General features: G+C 69.9%; 19 protein-coding genes. 6 read left to right on the top strand and 13 right to left on the bottom strand.

Annotation, left to right across the window (positions count from 1 at the left end):
- Window positions 1–36 precede the first annotated feature (36 nt).
- Window positions 37–678 (top strand): uracil phosphoribosyltransferase, encoded by a 642-nt coding sequence (upp, locus tag APM_RS06635; RefSeq protein ID WP_007422581.1) that lies wholly within the window; start codon window positions 37–39, stop codon window positions 676–678.
- A gap of 42 nt (window positions 679–720) precedes the next feature.
- On the opposite strand, the gene APM_RS06630 is transcribed toward upp, so the two are convergent.
- From APM_RS06630 to APM_RS06610, 5 genes are all read right to left on the bottom strand, one after another.
- Window positions 721–2,295: a DHA2 family efflux MFS transporter permease subunit gene (locus tag APM_RS06630; protein ID WP_007422580.1), complete on the bottom strand. Its 1,575-nt coding sequence runs from the start codon at window positions 2,293–2,295 to the stop codon at window positions 721–723.
- 27 nt (window positions 2,296–2,322) lie between these two features.
- Complete coding sequence (locus APM_RS06625) at window positions 2,323–3,429, bottom strand: HlyD family secretion protein (RefSeq protein WP_012039699.1); 1,107 nt, start codon at window positions 3,427–3,429, stop codon at window positions 2,323–2,325.
- A complete protein-coding gene (locus APM_RS06620; RefSeq protein WP_007422578.1) occupies window positions 3,429–3,977 on the bottom strand; it encodes a MarR family winged helix-turn-helix transcriptional regulator in 549 nt (182 codons plus the stop codon). Before APM_RS06620 ends, APM_RS06625 begins: the two co-directional genes overlap by 1 nt.
- 114 nt (window positions 3,978–4,091) lie before the next feature.
- Entirely contained in the window at window positions 4,092–4,781 is a 690-nt protein-coding gene (locus APM_RS06615) for a MarC family protein (RefSeq protein WP_007422577.1), read from the bottom strand.
- Complete coding sequence (locus APM_RS06610) at window positions 4,778–5,947, bottom strand: amidohydrolase (protein ID WP_007422576.1); 1,170 nt, start codon at window positions 5,945–5,947, stop codon at window positions 4,778–4,780. The genes APM_RS06615 and APM_RS06610 overlap by 4 nt, the downstream gene beginning before the upstream one ends.
- Before the next feature lie 213 nt (window positions 5,948–6,160).
- Between APM_RS06610 and APM_RS06605 the strand changes: the two genes are divergently transcribed.
- A complete protein-coding gene (locus APM_RS06605; RefSeq protein WP_013640440.1) occupies window positions 6,161–6,352 on the top strand; it encodes a hypothetical protein in 192 nt (63 codons plus the stop codon).
- A 110-nt stretch (window positions 6,353–6,462) separates the two neighbouring features.
- Here APM_RS06605 and APM_RS06600 read toward each other — a convergent pair whose 3' ends face one another.
- Both APM_RS06600 and APM_RS06595 read right to left on the bottom strand, forming a co-directional pair.
- Window positions 6,463–8,118: a phosphoenolpyruvate carboxykinase gene (locus APM_RS06600; protein ID WP_012039696.1), complete on the bottom strand. Its 1,656-nt coding sequence runs from the start codon at window positions 8,116–8,118 to the stop codon at window positions 6,463–6,465.
- A 79-nt stretch (window positions 8,119–8,197) separates the two neighbouring features.
- Window positions 8,198–8,914 (bottom strand): HugZ family protein, encoded by a 717-nt coding sequence (locus APM_RS06595; RefSeq protein ID WP_241763121.1) that lies wholly within the window; start codon window positions 8,912–8,914, stop codon window positions 8,198–8,200.
- 66 nt (window positions 8,915–8,980) lie between these two features.
- Here APM_RS06595 and APM_RS06590 point away from each other — a divergent pair, with 66 nt between their 5' ends.
- From APM_RS06590 to APM_RS06580, 3 genes are read left to right on the top strand one after another with little or no spacing between them, the layout of a single operon-like run.
- Window positions 8,981–9,682, top strand: coding sequence for a response regulator transcription factor (locus tag APM_RS06590; protein ID WP_007422574.1), 702 nt, complete (start codon window positions 8,981–8,983; stop codon window positions 9,680–9,682).
- Window positions 9,679–11,328 carry a stimulus-sensing domain-containing protein gene (locus APM_RS06585; protein ID WP_007422572.1) on the top strand — a complete coding sequence of 550 codons (1,650 nt, stop codon included), beginning with the start codon at window positions 9,679–9,681 and terminating at the stop codon, window positions 11,326–11,328. The genes APM_RS06590 and APM_RS06585 overlap by 4 nt, the downstream gene beginning before the upstream one ends.
- Complete coding sequence (locus APM_RS06580; protein WP_007422571.1) at window positions 11,325–11,873, top strand: hypothetical protein; 549 nt, start codon at window positions 11,325–11,327, stop codon at window positions 11,871–11,873. Before APM_RS06585 ends, APM_RS06580 begins: the two co-directional genes overlap by 4 nt.
- Before the next feature lie 69 nt (window positions 11,874–11,942).
- Here the strand turns inward: APM_RS06580 and APM_RS06575 are convergent, their stop codons facing one another.
- The 6 genes from APM_RS06575 to ubiA all read right to left on the bottom strand — a co-directional run bounded on the left by APM_RS06575 (window position 11,943) and on the right by ubiA (window position 17,060).
- Window positions 11,943–12,725 (bottom strand): succinate dehydrogenase iron-sulfur subunit, encoded by a 783-nt coding sequence (locus tag APM_RS06575; RefSeq protein ID WP_007422570.1) that lies wholly within the window; start codon window positions 12,723–12,725, stop codon window positions 11,943–11,945.
- A gap of 16 nt (window positions 12,726–12,741) precedes the next feature.
- Window positions 12,742–14,553 carry a succinate dehydrogenase flavoprotein subunit gene (sdhA, locus tag APM_RS06570; RefSeq protein ID WP_039887972.1) on the bottom strand — a complete coding sequence of 604 codons (1,812 nt, stop codon included), beginning with the start codon at window positions 14,551–14,553 and terminating at the stop codon, window positions 12,742–12,744.
- Window positions 14,554–14,578: 25 nt separating this feature from the next.
- Window positions 14,579–14,956, bottom strand: a complete 378-nt coding sequence (gene sdhD / locus APM_RS06565) for a succinate dehydrogenase, hydrophobic membrane anchor protein (RefSeq protein ID WP_007422568.1) — start codon at window positions 14,954–14,956, stop codon at window positions 14,579–14,581.
- 23 nt (window positions 14,957–14,979) lie between these two features.
- The gene (gene sdhC / locus APM_RS06560) at window positions 14,980–15,411 is read right to left on the bottom strand and encodes a succinate dehydrogenase, cytochrome b556 subunit (RefSeq protein WP_012039693.1); all 432 of its coding nucleotides are present in this window, start codon (window positions 15,409–15,411) and stop codon (window positions 14,980–14,982) included.
- 90 nt (window positions 15,412–15,501) lie between these two features.
- The gene (locus tag APM_RS06555; protein ID WP_007422566.1) at window positions 15,502–16,146 is read right to left on the bottom strand and encodes a methyltransferase; all 645 of its coding nucleotides are present in this window, start codon (window positions 16,144–16,146) and stop codon (window positions 15,502–15,504) included.
- Window positions 16,143–17,060: a 4-hydroxybenzoate octaprenyltransferase gene (gene ubiA, locus APM_RS06550; protein ID WP_007422565.1), complete on the bottom strand. Its 918-nt coding sequence runs from the start codon at window positions 17,058–17,060 to the stop codon at window positions 16,143–16,145. The genes APM_RS06555 and ubiA overlap by 4 nt, the downstream gene beginning before the upstream one ends.
- On the opposite strand from ubiA, the gene APM_RS06545 reads away from it, so the two are divergent.
- On the top strand, window positions 17,059–17,577 hold a 519-nt coding region (locus tag APM_RS06545), incomplete at its 3' end, for a 16S rRNA (uracil(1498)-N(3))-methyltransferase (protein WP_007422564.1). The genes ubiA and APM_RS06545 overlap by 2 nt on opposite strands.

Here is a 17,577-nt window from a genome sequence, read left to right as displayed (position 1 = left end):
CGCCGGCGCTGAACCTCGGGGCGACAGGAGATCGGGATGCAGGCAATGCCGGACAACGTCATGGTGGTCGATCACCCGCTGGTCGCGCACAAGCTCACCCTGCTGCGCGCCGCGGCGACGCCGACGGGCGATTTCCGCCGCCTCGTCCGCGAGATCAGCCTGCTGATGGGCTACGAGGTGCTGCGCGACCTGCCGACCGAGCCGGTCCATATCGAAACCCCGCTGGAGCCGATGACGGCCCGCCAGGTCTCCGGCAAGAAGCTCTGCTTCATCTCGATCCTGCGCGCCGGCAACGGCATTCTCGACGGCATGGTCGACCTCGTGCCCTCGGCGCGCATCGGCCATGTCGGCCTCTACCGCGACCCGCTCTCGCACGAGCCGATCGAATACTACTTCAAGGTCCCGGACGACATGGACCAGCGCCTGACCGTGGTGGTCGACCCGATGCTCGCCACCGGCCATTCGGCGGCGGCGGCGGTCACCAGGCTGAAGCGGGCAGGGGCGGGGGCGATCAAGTTCGTCTGCCTCATCGCGGCCCCGGAAGGCATCGCCGCCCTGCACGCCGCCCATCCGGACGTGCCGGTCTACACCGCGGCGATCGACCGGCAGCTCGACGAGCACGCCTATATCCGCCCCGGCCTCGGCGACGCCGGCGACCGTCTCTTCGGCACCAAGTGATTTCGCGCCTCCCCCGCCGCGCGGGCGGGTGGAGGCGCAAAATCACTCCATGACCGCCATTTCCGGCTTCTCCGCCTTCGCGGCCATGGCGGCCTGCGGCGGGCGGCGCATCAGCAGCAGGCAGAGCATGGTCGGGATGCTGATGACCATCATGAACTTGAACGCGTCGATGAAGGAGATGATCTGCGCCTGCTGGTCGAGTGTCGCGTTCAGCAGCGCCGCCCCGGCATGGGTCATCGGGTCGAGCAGGCGCGAGACCGCGCCGCCCACCTGCAGGTTGCGGCTGAACGGCGTCACGTGGTCGGCGAGCGTGGCGTGGTTCACCTGCGCCATCTGCACCTGCACCGCCTCGGTGACGGAAATGCCCACCGCCATGCCGATATTGCGCATCAGGCTGAGCAGCGAGGTGCCCTGGGTGCGCAGCGCCTGCGGCAGCGTGTAGAAGGCGACGACCTGCAGCGGGGTGAACACGAAGCCGAGCCCCATTCCCTGCACGATCAGCGTCTCGATCATGTAAGACTGCGGCGAGGAGGGCAGCCACTGCATCATCATCCAGAACGAGACGACGAGCAGCGCGAAGCCCGCGGCCATCAGCGCGCGCGGGTCGATCCGGTTCGACAGCCGCCCCGCCAGCATCATCGCCCCCATCGTGCCGATGCCGCGCGGCGCCATCACCAGCCCCGCCGTCTCCACCGGGTAGTTGCCGAGCTTCTCGAGGAAGGGCGGCATCAGCGTCGCTGACGACAGCAGCACCGAGCCCACCGCGAACATGGTGATCAGCCCGGCATTGAGGTTGCGGTCGGCGAACACCCCGCGCGGGATGAACGGGTTCTTCGCCGTCATCATGTGGACGATGAAGAGATAGAGCCCGATCACCGCCAGCACCGCGAAGGTGACGATCTCCGGCGAGCCGAACCAGTCCTTCTCCTGCCCGCGGTCGAGCATGATCTGCAGCGAGCCGAGGAAGAGCGACAGCACGGCGAAGCCGATCCAGTCGAACTGTCCGCTCGCCGGCCGCCGCGCCCGCTTCGGCATGAACGCGCCGAGGGCCAGCACCGCGGCGATGCCGAACGGCACGTTGACGAAGAACACGTAGCGCCAGTTGTAGAAATAGGTGAGATAGCCGCCCAGCGTCGGCCCCAGGATCGGCCCGATCATGACGCCGACGCCCCAGATCGCCATCGCCGAGCCGCGCTTCTCGACCGGGTAGATGTCCAGCATGGTGGACTGGCTGAGCGGCACGAGTGCGGCGCCGAACACGCCCTGCAGCAGCCGGTCCATCACCATCTCGCCGAGCGAGGTGGCGACGCCGCACATCATCGAGCTGACGGTGAAGCCCACCAGCGAGATCAGGAAGATGTTCTTCCGCCCATACTGCGCGGCCAGCCAGCCGACCGGCGCGGTCATGATCGCGGCGGCGATGACGTAGGAGGTCAGGACCCAGGTGATCTCGTCATACGAGGCCGAGAGCGAGCCCTGCATGTAGGGCAGCGAGACGTTGGCGATGGTCGCGTCCAGCGCCTGCATCAGCGTGCCGATCATGCAGCCGACCGTGACGATCGCCCGCGGCAGCCCGCTGAGCTGCATTTCCTCCTCGTGCGAAGCCGGCCCGGCCATGGTTCAGCGCTCCCGCCGCATCCCGGCTCAGAACAGGTCCGAAAGCCGGTTCTGGTGCCCGGTGGTGATGGTGATCTCGGCGGTCATGCCGTTGCGCAGCACGAGGTCCTTCGGCCCGCCGGTGATGTTCACCCGCAGCGGAATGCGCTGCACCACCTTCACCCAGTTGCCCGAGGAATTCTCCGCCGGCAGGATCGAGAAGCTCGATCCGCTGGCCGGCGAGATGCTGGCGACCACGCCCTGCCAGGTCTGCCCCGGATAGGCGTCGACATGCACCTTCACCTTGTCGCCCGGCTTCACCCAGGTCAGCGAGGTCTCCTTCGGCTGCGAGCGGATCCACACATCGCTGGTCGAGACCAGCGCGAAGGCCGAGGTGCCGGCCGGCAGGAACATGCCCGGCTCCAGCTTGTCGGTCTCCGTCACCACCCCGGCGAAGGGCGCGCGCACGATCGAGTGGCGGTAGTTCAGCTCGGCGGTGGCCAGCGCCGCCTTCGCCGCCTTGTATTGCGGCGTGTCCCCGATCTTGATCTTCGGGTTGCCCGACAGTTTCGCGAGATCGACGCCCGCCTGCGCCGTCATCGAGGCGAGCGTCGCCTCGTCGCCCTGGAGCTTGTATTTCGCATCGTCATAGGCGGTGCGCGTCACGCCGCCGGTATGCACCAGCGCCGCGTAGCGCGCGAAGTTCAGCCTGTCGTTGTCCACCACCGACTGCTGGGTGCGGATCTTCGCGATCTCGGCGCGATAGCCGGCCCGCGTCGCCTCGATCTCCTGGCCCACCTCGGCGAGGTTCGCCTTCGCCTGGGCGATCGCCACCCTGAAGCGCGACGGGTCGAGGGTGAACAGCACCTGCCCCTTCTTCACCTGCTGATTGTCATGGACATCGACCGTCTCGACGAGGCCCGACACGTCGGTCGACAGCGCGACCCGCGCCGCCCGCACATAGGTATCGGTCACGTTCACCGTGCCGCCGCTCAGCAGCCAGTAGACCAGGATCGCGCCGAGGATCACCAGCACGCCGCCGATCATCAGCAACGGGCGCAGCATCCGCCCGGAGCGGCTGCGTCCCCTCGTCGCCTCCTGGCGCATCTCGGCTTCGCGGGCCACGGGGCCGGTTGCGGTACTCGTTTGGGACATCAGACCATCTCCTGTTCGGCTTGTGCCGTGGTATCGTCGCCGGAAGCGGCGGCCATCCCGCCCGGCGCCGCCGCGCACGCTCCCGTTTCGTCATGTGCCGCGCCGCCGCAGCGCCCGGCGCCGAGCAGCGTCGCCTTGATCCGCAGCAGCTCCCCGACCAGCGTATCCATCGTCTCCGGGGCGAGCCCGCTGCCGATCAGCGCCGCGACCGCGCCGCGCTGGGCCTCGATCTCGGCGAGCAACGGCCGCGCCGCCTCGGTCAGGTGCAGCCGCCAGATCCGCCGGTCGCGCGGGTCGGCCCGCCGCTCCACCAGGTTGCGCGCCGCCAGCCGGTCGGTCAGCCGCGCGACGCTCATCGGCTCCACCTCCAGCAACTCGGCGAGATCCTTCTGCGACAGGCCCGGATGCCGGGCGAGCTTGATCAGCATCGCCCATTGCGCGCGGTTCATGCCGTGCAGCCTCGCGCGGCGGTCGATTTCAAGCCGCAGCAGCCGCGCCACATCGTGCAGCAGCAGCAGCAGGTCGGGTTCGGCGGGCAACTGGGACATAGCAGCCGAGATGATAAGGTGCGTTACGAGTAAGTGCCACTGCCGCAGTTCTGCGTTTTTCGCAGGGGCCGTTCCCGGCCCGCCCCCCTTGCGCGCCGGCGCCCGCTCAGGCGCTCACCCGGCCAGCGCCTGGTGCAGCACCGGAATGGCGCCGGACAGCATGATCTGCACGCCGATCCCGAGCAGGATGAACGCCGCCAGCCGCGACAGCACCCGCCGCCCGGTCGCGCCGAGGATCACGTCCAGCCGGTCGGCCGCCGCATAGCTCACCCAGGTGATCGCCGCGATCGCCACCGCCGCGAGCGACATGCCGGCGTAGAACGCGCCGAGCGGCGTGCCGAAGGCGCCCCGTTCCGTCCCCAGCGTCACCGCGACGGCGATGGTCCCCGGCCCGGTGGTGAAGGGCAGGGTGAGCGGAAAGAACGCCATCGAGGCGATCTCGTCCGGGTCCTGGTCCGGCGCCGGCAGCGAGCTCGCCGCCTGCGCCTGCTTACGCGCCTCGGTCACCTCCGGCGCGTTCAGCATCTGGAACGCCCGGCTCGCCACCACCGCGCCGCCGGCCAGCCGCAGCGCGTTCAGCGTGATGCCGAAGAAGCTCAGGATATAGCTGCCCGCCCAGAGCGAGACGAGCATCACCGCGGCGCTGTTCACCCCCACCTTGCGCGCCAGCGTCGCCCGCACCGGCCGGCTCGCATTGCCGGTGATCTCGTTGAAGATGATCGCCCCGGCCAGCGGATTGACGATCGACAGCAGCGCCGGAAACCCGAGCAGGAAGGCGTTCAGCCCGGGCCCGAGCAGGTTCAAGCCGGCAGTTCCCGCGCGGCGATCGCGGCGAACAGCGCCGCCCCGAGCGGAATGATCGCGTCGTTGAAGTCGTAGCGCGGATGATGCAGCGGCACCGAGCCGCGCTCGCCGTCCGCCTGGCCGATGCGGAAGAAGCAGCCCGGCCGCTCCAGCGCGTAGAAGGCGAAATCCTCCCCGCCCATCGAGGCCGGCATGGTGGTCCGCACCTGCGCCGCGCCCACCACCCCCCGCGCCGCCTCGGCGAAGGACGCGGCGGCGCCGGCATCGTTGACCACCGGCGGATAGCCCCGCTCGTAGCCGACCTCCGCCGCCACCCCCGCGGCGGCGGCGAGTTCGGCCACCAGGCCCGGAATGTCGCGCGCCATCTGGTCCTGCACGTGCGGCATCAGCGTGCGCACCGTGCCCGACAGGGTCGCCACCTCGGGAATCACGTTGTTGGCGCTGCCGGCATGGAAGGTGCAGACCGAGACCACCGCCGAATCGAGCGGCGCCACCCGCCGCGCCACCAGGCTCTGCAACCCGACCACGATCTGCGCCCCGGCGACGATCGGGTCGATCGCCTGGTGCGGCCGCGCCGCGTGCCCGCCCTTGCCGGTCAGCCGGATCCGCAGCGTGTCCGACGCCGCGTTCACCGTCCCCGGCGAGGCCGAGACCACCCCCGCTGGCAGCAGCGGGTCGTTATGCGCGCCGAACACCGAATCGAACGGGAACCGCTCCAGCAGCCCGTCCTCCAGCATCGCCCGCGCCCCGGCGCCGCCCTCCTCGGCGGGCTGGAAGATGAAATGGATCGTCCCGGAAAACCGCCGCGTCGCCGCGAGGTAGCGCGCCGCGGCGAGCAGCATCGTGGTGTGCCCGTCATGCCCGCAGGCATGCATCGTCCCCGGCGTGGTCGAGCGCCAGGGCGCGTCGCCCGCCTCCTCGATTGGCAGCGCGTCCATGTCGGCGCGCAGCGCGATGGCCCGGTTCCCCGACCCCGCCCGCAGCGTGCCGACCACCCCGGTGCCGCCCACCCCGGTCGTCACCTCCAGGCCGAACGCCGCCAGCCGCTCCGCCACCAGCGCCGCGGTGCGGCGCTCCTGATAGCCGAGTTCGGGATGCGCGTGGAAATCGCGGCGCCAGGCGGAAAATTCCGGCGCCCAGGCGAGAAGCTGCTCGTCGATCGTCATGGCGCGCAGAATAAGGCCAAAAGCGCCGCGCCGTCACCCATACGGAGACGGACGGGGCCGGCCGCCCCGCCGCCGGTTTCATGCCGCTGCCGTATAGGTGATAGGTGTACCCGACCCGTTATTGCACCGCAGCAAATGTGCCATATGGACGGTCAGACGGAGCGCCGCTCCGGGATGACAAGCCTGAACACGAAAGCATAAAGGAAGACTCCCATGAACAAGCTGACCCGCGCCATCGCCCTCATCGCCGCCCTCGGCGCCATCGCCCCGGTCGCCGCGAACGCCGCCACCTTCGGCAACACCCACGACCAGCTCGTGCAGAAGATCAACAACGCCTACGGCACCCAGTTCAAGACCGGCCACGCCGCCCCGGCCGCGCCGGCCCAGGCCCAGCACAACAACTGATCCGCGCGGCGCCCCGCGCGGGCGCCGAAGCGACAGATAAAAAAAACGAACAAACGCCGCCCCGAGGCTCCCCGGGGCGGCGTTTTCGTCGGTGCCGGCGGGCGGCGGCGTCAGGCCGCCGGGCGGATCGCCGCGTTGCGGATCTCGTCGTCCACCGTCTCGGCGAAGCGCTTGAAGTTCTCCTCGAACCGCGCCACCAGCTCCGCCGCCTGCCGGTCATAGGCGGCCTTGTCGGCCCAGGCCTCGCGCGGGTCCAGCACCGCCGACGGCACGCCCTCGACCGCATCGGGAATCATCAGCCCGAACGCCCGGTCCGGATGGAAGCTCGTGCCCTCCAGCGCGCCCGAAAGTGCCGCGTTCAGCAGCGCGCGCGTATGCCGGATCGACATCCGCCGCCCGGTCCCGAACGCCCCGCCGGTCCAGCCCGTGTTCACCAGCCAGCACGAGACGCCATGCTCGGCGATCAGCTTCGCCAGCAGCTCGCCATAGACCCGCGGCGGCCGCGGCAGGAACGGCGCGCCGAAACAGGTCGAGAAGGTCGCCTGCGGCTCGCGGCCCAGCCCCTTCTCGGTGCCCGCCACCTTCGCCGTGTAGCCGGAGAGGAAGTGATACATCGCCTGCGCCGGCGTCAGCTTCGCGATCGGCGGCAGCACCCCGAACGCATCCGCCGTCAGCATCACCACGTTGCGCGGCATCCCGCCCCGCCCGGTCGGCTCGACATTGGGGATGAACTCGATCGGGTAGCACGAGCGGGTGTTCTCGGTCAGGCTGCGGTCGGCGAGGTCCACCACCCCCTGCGCGTCCGCCACCACGTTCTCCAGCACGGTGCCGAAGCGGTGGCTCGCGGCGAAGATCTCCGGCTCCGCCTCGGCCGAGAGGTCGATCACCTTGGCGTAGCAGCCGCCCTCGAAATTGAACACGCCATCCGGCCCCCAGCCATGCTCGTCATCGCCGATCAGCCGGCGCGCCGGGTCGGAGGAGAGGGTGGTCTTGCCGGTGCCCGACAGGCCGAAGAACAGGGCGACGTCGTCGTCCCGGCCGATATTGGCGCTGCAATGCATCGGCAGCACGCCGCGTTCGGGCAGCAGCCAGTTCATCACCGTGAAGATCGATTTCTTGATCTCGCCGGCATATTGCGTCCCGGCGATGACGATCCGCCGCTCCGCGAAGGACAGCGCGATCGCGGTCGAGGAGCGCACCCCGTCCACCGCCGGGTCGGCCTCGAATTCCGGCGCGTGCAGGATCACGAAATCCGGTTCGAACCCGTCCAGCTCCGCCGCGGCCGGGCGGATGAACATGTTCCGCGCGAACAGCGCCTGCCAGGCATTGGTGGTGACGAGGCGCACCCGGATGCGGTTTTTCGGATCGGCGCCCGCGAACAGGTCCTGGGTGAACAGCTCGCGCCCCTGCAGGAAGGCCTGCACCCGGCCGCGCAGCGTCGCGTAATGCGCGGCGGAGAGCTTCTGGTTCACGCTCCCCCACCAGACATCGGCGCTGGTCTGCGGCTCGTCCACCACGAACTTGTCGGCGACCGAGCGGCCGGTATGCACGCCGGTCTGCACCATCAGCGCGCCATCGGCGGAAAGCCGGCCTTCGCCGCGGCGCAGCGCGTGGGTGACGAGGGCGGGGGCGGTCAGGTTCGCGTGCAGGGCGGCGGCGCGGGCAATGCCCGCCGGGGCCAGGATGGCCGCCTGTCGGGCGGCCTCGGAGTCGGGATTCGTCGGGTTTGGCGTCACGGCTCTGGTCTTTCTTGGCTTCGACTTCATGTTCGATTTTCGCTATATGCCGTCCCTTACGGGTTTTTCCAAACCCGAAAAGCGAAAATTCGACCGCGCTCAGCGAAACTCAACCATGCGTCGCGCCGTCTGCCAAATTCGTGAGCGCATCTTCATAAACCCGCAACATCCGCCCGAAGGCGACGCGCAGCACGATGTCCTCGCGCCCGAGATCGAACCCGTCGGGGTCGAGCGTCACCATCCGCCAGCCGCTGCCGCTGCCGCTGCCGCCGTGCCGCGCGGCCACCTCGTCGAGGCGCGCGCCGAGCCCGTCATTCGCCGCCGCCATCGCCGCGCGGCACGCCGCCTGGTCCTGCAACGCCGCCGTCCTTGGCGACAGCCGCTCGACATCGAGCGTCGCCGCCCGCGCGAATCCGCCGACGAACCGCGCCGCGACCGGGGTGAGCCGGTAGATCCCGAAATCGCCGAACCCGGCATAGGCGCGGGCATAGGGGTGGATGGCGAGGTAGCGCTCGCGGTCCTCCGGCGCGTCCGAGCGCGCCGCGTCGCACACCAGCGACAGGCGCGGGCTGGTCTGCGGATTCGCCTCCGCCGGCGGCCCGCTGACCATCAGCGCGCAGCGCGGATCGCGGTCCAGCGCCCTGGTATGCGCCGAAAGCTGCGAGAGCAGCACCACCACGTCGCCCTCCGGCGTCACCGCCGGGGTGACGAGGGCGATCGCCGGATACTCGTCCTCGATCACCGCGAGGCTGCCCACCCGCGCCGCCCGCAGCAGCAGCCGCGCCTCGCGGTGGATGTCGTTCTGGATGTCCCTGGGCTCTTGCATCGGCGCCATATTCCCGTCACGTCAGATCCGGATACTGCGACGAAAGACGGCTGCAAGGCAAAACCCATGAAACAGACGATCGCCCTGGTCGACGACGACCGCCACATCCTCGAATCGGTGCAGATGACCCTCGAGCAGGAGGGCTTCGCCGTCCGCACCTATACCGACGGCGAATCCGCCCTCCAGGGGCTGATGACCCGCCCGGCCGACCTCGCGGTGCTCGACATCAAGATGCCGCGGATGGACGGGATGGAGCTGCTCCAGCGCCTGCGCGCCCGCTCGGCCATGCCGGTCATCTTCCTCACCAGCAAGGACGACGAGCTCGACGAACTGATGGGCCTGCGCCTCGGCGCCGACGACTACATCACCAAGCCCTTCAGCCAGCGCCTGCTGCTCGAGCGCATCCGCGCCCTGCTGCGCCGCAACGAGGCGAGCCGCGCCGAGGGGTCCGGCGCCGCCCCCACCGGCGTCATCGGCCGCGGCGACCTCACGCTCGACGAAACCAAGCACCAGTGCCTCTGGAAGGGGCAGGACATCCAGCTCACCGTCACCGAGTTCCTGCTGGTCAAGGCGCTCGCCGCCCGCCCCGGCATGGTCAAGTCGCGCGACCAGCTGATCGACGCCGCCTATGGCGAGAACGTCTATGTCGACGACCGCACGATCGACAGCCACATCAAGCGCCTGCGCCGCAAGTTCCGCGCCGTCGATGACGAGTTCGACCAGATCGAGACGCTCTACGGCATCGGCTACCGCTACAAGGAAGCATGACCGCGGCGGCCTCCTTTCCCGCCGGCGGGCGCGGCTGGCGGCGGGTCTCGCCGCTGCTGCGGCGCATCCTGCTGGTCAACGCCCTGCCGCTCGCCCTCATCGTCGCGGCGCTGCTCTATCTCGACCAGTACCAGCACGGCCTGCTCACCGCCGAGGTCACCGCGCTGCGCGAGCAGGCGCGGATCTATGCCGGCGCGCTCGCCGAATCGGCGGTGCAGTCCAACGCGTCGGACCAGCCCTCGCTGAAGCCGGACCTCGCCCGCCCGCTGCTCTACCGCCTGACCGAGCCGACGCCGAACGCCCAGGCCCTGGTCTACGGGGCGGATGGACGGGTGATCGCCAATTCGCGCATCCGCCAGGGGCCGGGCGGGGCGATCGTGACCGAGCCGCTGCCGCCGGTGCAGCCGCGCGGCGACTTCGCCCGCGCCGTCAGCTTCCTCTACGACCAGTTCGTCGCCTTCCTGCCGAGTTCCGAGGTCACCTCCGGGCAGGACGGCAAGGGCGGCTCCGGCCTCGGCTGGCAGCCCAGCGTGCGCGAGGTGCTGAAGCTCACCGGCGCCAAGCCCTCGCACGCGGCGCCGCCCTTCATCCGCCGCGCCGCCGATGGCCGGCTGCTGATCACCGTCTCCGAGCCCATCGTCCGCGCCAAGAACACGGTCGGCGCCGTGCTCCTCACCCGCGAGGCGACCGAGGTCGACCGCGCGGTCTTCGCCGTGCGGGTATCGATCCTCGGCCTGTTCGTGCTCGCCCTGGTGCTGACCGTGCTGCTTTCGGTCTATCTCGCCCGCACCATCGCGACGCCGCTGCTCCGCCTCGCCGCCTCGGCCGGCCGCCTGCGCGAGGGCCGCGGCGCGATGACCGAGCCGGTGCCCCCGCCGATCGCCGCCCGCGACGACGAGATCGGCGTCCTCGCCCGCGCCCTCGAGGAATCCGCCCACGCCCTCTGGGCGCGGATGGACGCGATCGAGCGCTTCGCCGCCGATGTCGCGCACGAGATCAAGAACCCGCTCTCCTCGATCCGCTCCGCCGTCGAGACCGTCCGCCGGACGGACGATCCCGCCCGCGCCGCCCGCCTGTTCGACATCATCTCGCAGGACGTCCGCCGGCTCGACCGGCTGATCTCCGACATCAGTGATTCCTCGCGCCTCGATTCCGAAATGTCGCGCACCGCGCTGGAGCCGGTCGACCTCGCCCCCATCCTCGCCGCCCTCGCCGAGATCCACCAGTCCACCCGCGAGGACGACGCGCCGGTGATGGTGCTCGACGCGCCGAAGACCGGCCTCGTCGTCCGCGGCGCCGAGGGACGGCTGGTCCAGGTCCTGCGCAACCTGATCGGCAACGCGATCTCCTTCAGCCCGCAGCGCGGCAAGATCTGGCTGCGCGGCCGCGTCACCGGCAGCATCGTCGAACTCGCCGTCGAGGACGAGGGCCCCGGCATCCCCGATGCCAAGCTCGACCACGTGTTCGACCGCTTCTACTCCGAGCGCCCGCAGGGCGAGGGCTTCGGCAACCATTCCGGCCTCGGCCTGTCGATCTCCCGGCAGATCGTCGAGGCCCATCAGGGCCGCATCACCGCCGAGAACCGCCGCGACCCCGAGGGCGCGGTCATCGGCGCCCGCTTCGTCATCCGCCTGCCGCGCGGATGACCGCGAAGCACCGTCATGCCTCCGTGCCGACCACCGAACGCCCCGGCAACCGCCCCTTCGGGATCCCGGCGAACGCCAGATGGGCCGGCGTCCCGATCCCCGGGTTCCTCGCCATCGCGATCGCCGCCCTGGATGCCTGGACGGTCTGGTGCAACGCCTCCCCCGCCACCTATTTCCACTACGGCAAGATCATGTTCTTTCCGCTGATCGCCGCCGGCGTACTCATGGCCTGGGCGCTCAATTCCGGCAAGCTGGTGATGATCCGCCTGTGGCACGTCTTCGCCCGCCTCGTGGTCGCGGCCTATGCCGTGCTCGCGGTCATCTTCATCGCCGAACTGGCGGTCTATCCGTTCGCCCGCGCCTTCGGCGCAGTCATCGGCCTGGTCATTTTCCTGCTGACCGCGCCGTTCTTCCTGCTGATGCGCCGCGATTTCCGCCGCAGCCGCTGGCTCGACCCCGATTCGCTGCCCTCGGAATGGGAAATCGCCGCCATCCACGACCCGAATTCGATCAACTACCAGCCACCGAAACGCAAACGAAGCTGACCGCCCGGCCATGAAAAAAGGGCCGGCGCAACCCGCCGGCCCTTCCCGCATCCGAACGCCCGCCGGAGATCACCCCTGGCGTTCGACCATCATCTGCTTGATCTTGCCGATCGCCTTCGCCGGGTTCAGCCCCTTCGGGCAGGTCTGCGTGCAGTTCATGATCGTGTGGCAGCGATAGAGCTTGAACGGATCTTCCAGCGCGTCGAGCCGCTTGCCGGTCGCCTCGTCGCGCGAATCCGCGATCCACCGATACGCCGCCATCAGAACGGCCGGGCCGAGATAGCGGTCGCCATTCCACCAGTAGGACGGGCAGGAGGTCGAGCAGCAGAAGCACAGGATGCACTCCCACAGCCCGTCCAGCTCCGCGCGTTCCTCGACGCTCTGCTTGCGCTCGCCATCCGGCGGCGGCGGCGTTTCGGCCTGCAGCCACGGCTCGATCGAGCGATACTGCGCATAGGCCTGGTTGAGGTCGGGCACGAGGTCCTTGACCACCGGCATGTGCGGCAGCGGGTTGATGTTCACCGCCTCCTTCACCTCCTCGATGGGCTTGAGGCAGGCGAGCGTGTTGGTCCCGTCGATGTTCATCGCGCAGGAGCCGCAGATCCCCTCGCGGCAGGAGCGACGGAAGGTGAGGGTGGGGTCGATCTCGTTCTTGATCTTGATCAGCGCGTCCAGGACCATCGGCCCGCACTTGTCGAGGTCGATCTCATAGGTATCGGCACGCGGATTGGCGTCCTCGTCGGGGTTCCAGCGATACACCTTGAAGCTCTTCACCCGGGTCGCCCCCGGCTCGGCCTTGTAGGTCTTGCCCTGGGTCACGCGGCTGTTCTTCGGGAGGGTCAGTTCGGCCATGGTTCGAAACCCTTTCTCAGTAGACGCGCTTCTTCGGCGGGAACACCGAAACGTCGTTGGTCAGCGTCTGCATCCGCACCGGGCGGTAGTCGAGCGCCACCTCGCCTTCATCCGAGCAATGCGCGAGCGAATGTTTCATCCACTCGGCGTCGTCGCGCTCGGGGAAGTCGTCATGCGCGTGCGCCCCGCGGCTCTCGTGCCGCGCCTCGGCCGAGGCCATGGTGGTGATCGCGTTGCCCATCAGGTTGTGCAGCTCGAGCGCCTCCATCAGGTCGGAATTCCAGATCAGCCCGCGATCGGACACCGAAATATCCTTCAGCCCCTGCCACAGGCCGGACATCTTCGCGACACCTTCCTTCAGCGTCTTGGAGTTGCGGAACACCGCGGCGTGGTTCTGCATCGTCCGCTGCATCTGGTCGCGGAGTGCGGCCACGGTGGTGCCGCCCTTGGCGTGGCGCGTCGCGTCCAGCCGGTCGAGCGAGGCCTCGCCGGCGCGGGCGGGCAGGGCGGGCTGGCTCGCGCCCGGCGTGACCACCTTCGCCGCCTGGTGCGCCGCCGCCCGGCCGAACACCACGAGGTCGAGCAGCGAGTTGGTGCCGAGCCGGTTCGCGCCGTGCACCGAAACGCACGCCGCCTCGCCCACCGCCATCAGCCCCGGCACGATCGCGTCCGGATTGTCCTTGGTCGGCCGCAGCACCTCGGCGCGATAGTTCGTCGGAATGCCGCCCATGTTGTAATGCACGGTCGGCAGCACCGGGATCGGCGCCTTGGTCACGTCGACGCCCGCGAACACCCGCGCGGTCTCCGAAATCCCCGGCAGCCGCTCATGCAGCTGCTCCGGCTTCAGCCCTTCGAGATGGAGCAGGATGTGGTCCTTGTTCGGCCCGCAGCCGCGCCCTTCCATGATCTCGATCGTCATCGAGCGCGAGACCACGTCGCGCGAGGCGAGGTCCTTCGCCGTCGGCGCGTAGCGCTCCATGAAGCGCTCGCCCTCGGCGTTGGTCAGGTATCCGCCCTCGCCGCGCGCGCCCTCGGTGATCAGGCAGCCGGCCGGGAAAATGCCCGTCGGGTGGAACTGCACGAACTCCATGTCCTGCATCGGCAGCCCGGCGCGCAGCGCCATGCCGCCGCCATCGCCGGTGCAGGTATGCGCCGAGGTGCAGGAGAGATAGGCGCGGCCATAGCCGCCGGTCGCCAGCACCACCAGCTGCGCGCGGAAGCGGTGGATCGTCCCGTCCTCCAGGCACCAGGCCATCACCCCGCGGCACGCGCCCTCGTCGTCCATGATGAGGTCGGTCGCGAAATACTCGACGAAGAACTCCACATCCGCCTTCAGGCTCTGCTGGTACAGCGTGTGCAGGATGGCGTGGCCGGTGCGGTCGGCGGCGGCGCAGGCGCGGCGCACCGGCGCCTGGCCGAAATCCTTCATGTGCCCGCCGAACGGCCGCTGGTAGATCTTGCCGTCCTCGGTGCGGCTGAACGGCACGCCGAAATGCTCCAGCTCGTGGATCGCCGGAATCGCCTCGCGGCACATGTATTCGATGGCGTCCTGATCACCGAGCCAGTCCGAGCCCTTGACCGTGTCATACATGTGCCAGCGCCAGTCGTCCGGCTCCATGTTGCCGAGTGCCGCGCCGATGCCGCCCTGCGCGGCCACGGTATGGCTGCGGGTCGGGAACACCTTGCTGATGCAGGCGGTCTTCAGCCCGGCCTGGCCCATGCCGAGCGTCGCCCGCAGGCCGGACCCGCCGGCCCCGACGACGATGACGTCATAGGTATGGTCGATGATCGTGTAGGCGCCGAGCGACGGCTTCGACATTGCGTTCATGACGGTGATTTCCCCAGGCGGCGGATCAGAAGGACAGTTTCAGGACCGAGATGATGGCCAGCAGCCCGAAGAACCCGGCCGTCGCCCGCATCGCGAGCATGACCGCGAGCCGCTTGCCCTCGGAGCGGATGTAGTCCTCGATCACCACCTGCAAACCCAGCTGCAGGTGATAGAACAGCGCGATCACGAGGGCGAGGAACAGCACCCCGTTCCACGGCTCGGCCATGTAGCGCAGCATCTCGGCCTGGCTCGCGCCCTCCAGCAGCAGCACCGACAGCACGGCGTAGAGCGCGAGCGGCAGCAGCGCCAGCGCGGTCAGCCGCTGCGCCCACCAGTGATGCACGCCCGATTTCGCGGCCCCCATGCCGCGGGCGCGGCCGAGTGCCGAACGCATGATCCTCATCGACTTGTCTCCCCCCGCCGCGCTCACAGCAGCACCAGCCCGACCAGCCAGACCAGCACGGTCAGCCCGCCGGCCGCCACCACCACCGCCACGCCGGAGCGATGCACGCTCGGCAGCTCGAAGCCGACCCCGGCATCCCACAGCAGGTGCCGGATGCCGTTGCAGAAGTGGTAGAACAGGGCGAAGGTGAAGCCGAACAGCACGATCATCCCGAGAATCGAGCCGACGATCGCCTGCGCCACCGAGAACGCGCCCGACGAGGTCGCCGCCGCCGCCAGCCAGAGCGAAAGCAGCACCGCCCCGGCCGACAGCGCGACGCCGGTGATCCGGTGCAGGATCGACAGGGTCGAGGTGATCTGGGGGCGATAGACTTGCAGATGGGGTGACAAGGGCCGGCGGACCGTCCCGCCTGTCGAGTTGCGCCCCTGCATGAGCGCTTCGCGCACATCCTGCATGCTCGTCACCACCTTTCTGCCGGTCGTCTCATGACGAAATTGAAATGCTGCACCTGCTTAGTCCCCGAGGTGGCGAGGGTCAATTCACTGTCAAGCGCCCGCGATCCGGTACAGCACGGTCTCCCGCGCGCTCCGGCTTTCGAGTTCGTGCAGGGTCGGAACCGTGCGGCGGGCGAATTCCGCCAGCCCCGCGCGCGGCACATAGGCGCGGCCCGGATCGGCGATCCACACCTCCGCCGTCGCAGCGCAGCGTTGCAGCCACGGCCAGATATGCGCGGTCATCGGTTTCTCATAGCAGACATCCCCGCAGAGAATGAGGTCCTGCGCCGGCGCGGTGCCAGTCGCGTCGCCGATCACGATCTCGACCGCGACACCGTTCGCCGCCGCGTTGAGCCCGATCGCCGCCCCCGCCACCGGGTCGATCTCCACCGCCGTCACCCGCGCCGCCCCCGCCTTCGCCGCGGCGATCGCGGCCAGGCCCGACCCGGCGGCGAAATCCATCACCCGCCGGCCGCGCACGGTCTCCGGGTTGTCGAGCACATGCCGCGCCAGCGCGATCGAGCCCGGCCAGGCAAACGCCCAGTAGGGCGGGGCGATGCCGCTCTCGGCGAGGAATTCCTCGGTCGCCTGCCAGATCGGCGTGATCTCGGTGGCGAGATGCAGCCCGATCTCCGGCACCAGCGCCGGCGCCGTCCACGCCGTGCTCGCGCGGATGAACGCGGCCGCGTCCCTCATCGCCCGATCAGGATCGCCAGCCCCACCAGCAGCCCGACCCACCGGTTCAGCTTGAACAGCGCGAGGCAGCGCGCCGGATCGTCGATATCGAGCCGCACGACCTGCCAGGCCAGTAGCGCGCCCGGCAGCGCGAGCGCGATCAGCCCGTCCCGCCCGATCCCGGCCACCGCCATCGCCGCGGCGATGAGCGCCAGCATCCCCGCATACCACAGCGCGACGAACAGCCGCGTCCGCCCGCCGAGCCTGAGTGCCGAGGACTTGATGCCCGCCAGCGCGTCGTCCTCGCGGTCCTGGTGCGCGTAGATCGTGTCATAGCCGAGGATCCACAGGATCGTCCCGGCATAGAGCGGCAGCACCGGCCAGCCCAGCGCCCCGTGCGCGGCGGCATAGCCCAGCGGCGCGCCCCAGCCGAAGGTGAAGCCGAGCATCACCTGCGGCCACCAGGTCACCCGCTTCGCCGCCGGGTAGAACGCCACCAGCACCAGCGAGGCAACGCCGAGGATCTGCGCCGTCCGCCCCAGCATCAGCAGAATCACCAGCCCCGCCAGCAGCAGCAGGAGCAGGAACGCCACCGCCGCCGGGACCGACACCGCGCCCGAGGCCAGCGGCCGCCCCGCCGTCCGCGCCACCTTGCGGTCCAGCTCGCGGTCCCACAGGTCGTTCACCACGCATCCCGCCGCCCGCATCACCACCGCGCCCACGGCGAACAGCGCGATCAGGCCGAGTGTCGTCCACACCCCCGCCCGCGCCAGCAGGATGCTCCACAGCCCCGGCAGGAACAGCAGCCACACGCCGATCGGCCGGTCCAGCCGCGCCAGCAGCGCGAACGGCCTGAGCCGCGCCGGCAGCCGCGCCACCCATCCCCCGGCCCGGATATCGGTAAAACCTGTCCCGCCTGCTACAGGGTCAGCCATGGCCTCGCTCATCCGTCTGCACCTTCCATCACCCTTGTCGCCCGGCGCGACCCTTGCCACATCCGCGGCCCAGGCGCACTACCTCGGCGCCGTGATGCGCCGCCGCGCCGGCGATCCGCTGCTGGTCTTCAACGCCGGTTCCGGCGAATTCGCCGCGACGATCGGCGCGCTCGACCGCCGCGCCGCCACCCTCGTCCTCGGCGCGCGCACCCGCGCGCCCGAACCCGAACCCGATTGCTGGCTCTGCTTCGCCCCGCTCCGGCGCGACATGACCGAACTCGTCGTCGAGAAGGCCACCGAGCTCGGCGTCTCCCGCCTCGTGCCCGTGCTCACCGCCCGCACCCAGCCCGCCCGCCTGCGCGCCGACCGCCTCGCCGCCATCGCCACCGAGGCCGCCGAACAGTCCGAGCGCCTGACCATCCCCGACATCGCCGAGCCGGCCCCGCTCGCGGCGTTTCTCGCCGCCTTCCCGCCGTCCCGCCGCCTCTTCGTCGCCGCCGAGCGCCACGCCGCCCCG

This window comes from Acidiphilium sp. PM (genome assembly GCF_000219295.1).
In the GTDB taxonomy this organism is placed as follows: Bacteria; Pseudomonadota; Alphaproteobacteria; order Acetobacterales; family Acetobacteraceae; genus Acidiphilium; species Acidiphilium multivorum.
Note: the sequence above shows the minus strand (reverse complement) of the source record. Positions and strands in the feature narration are given on the sequence as shown.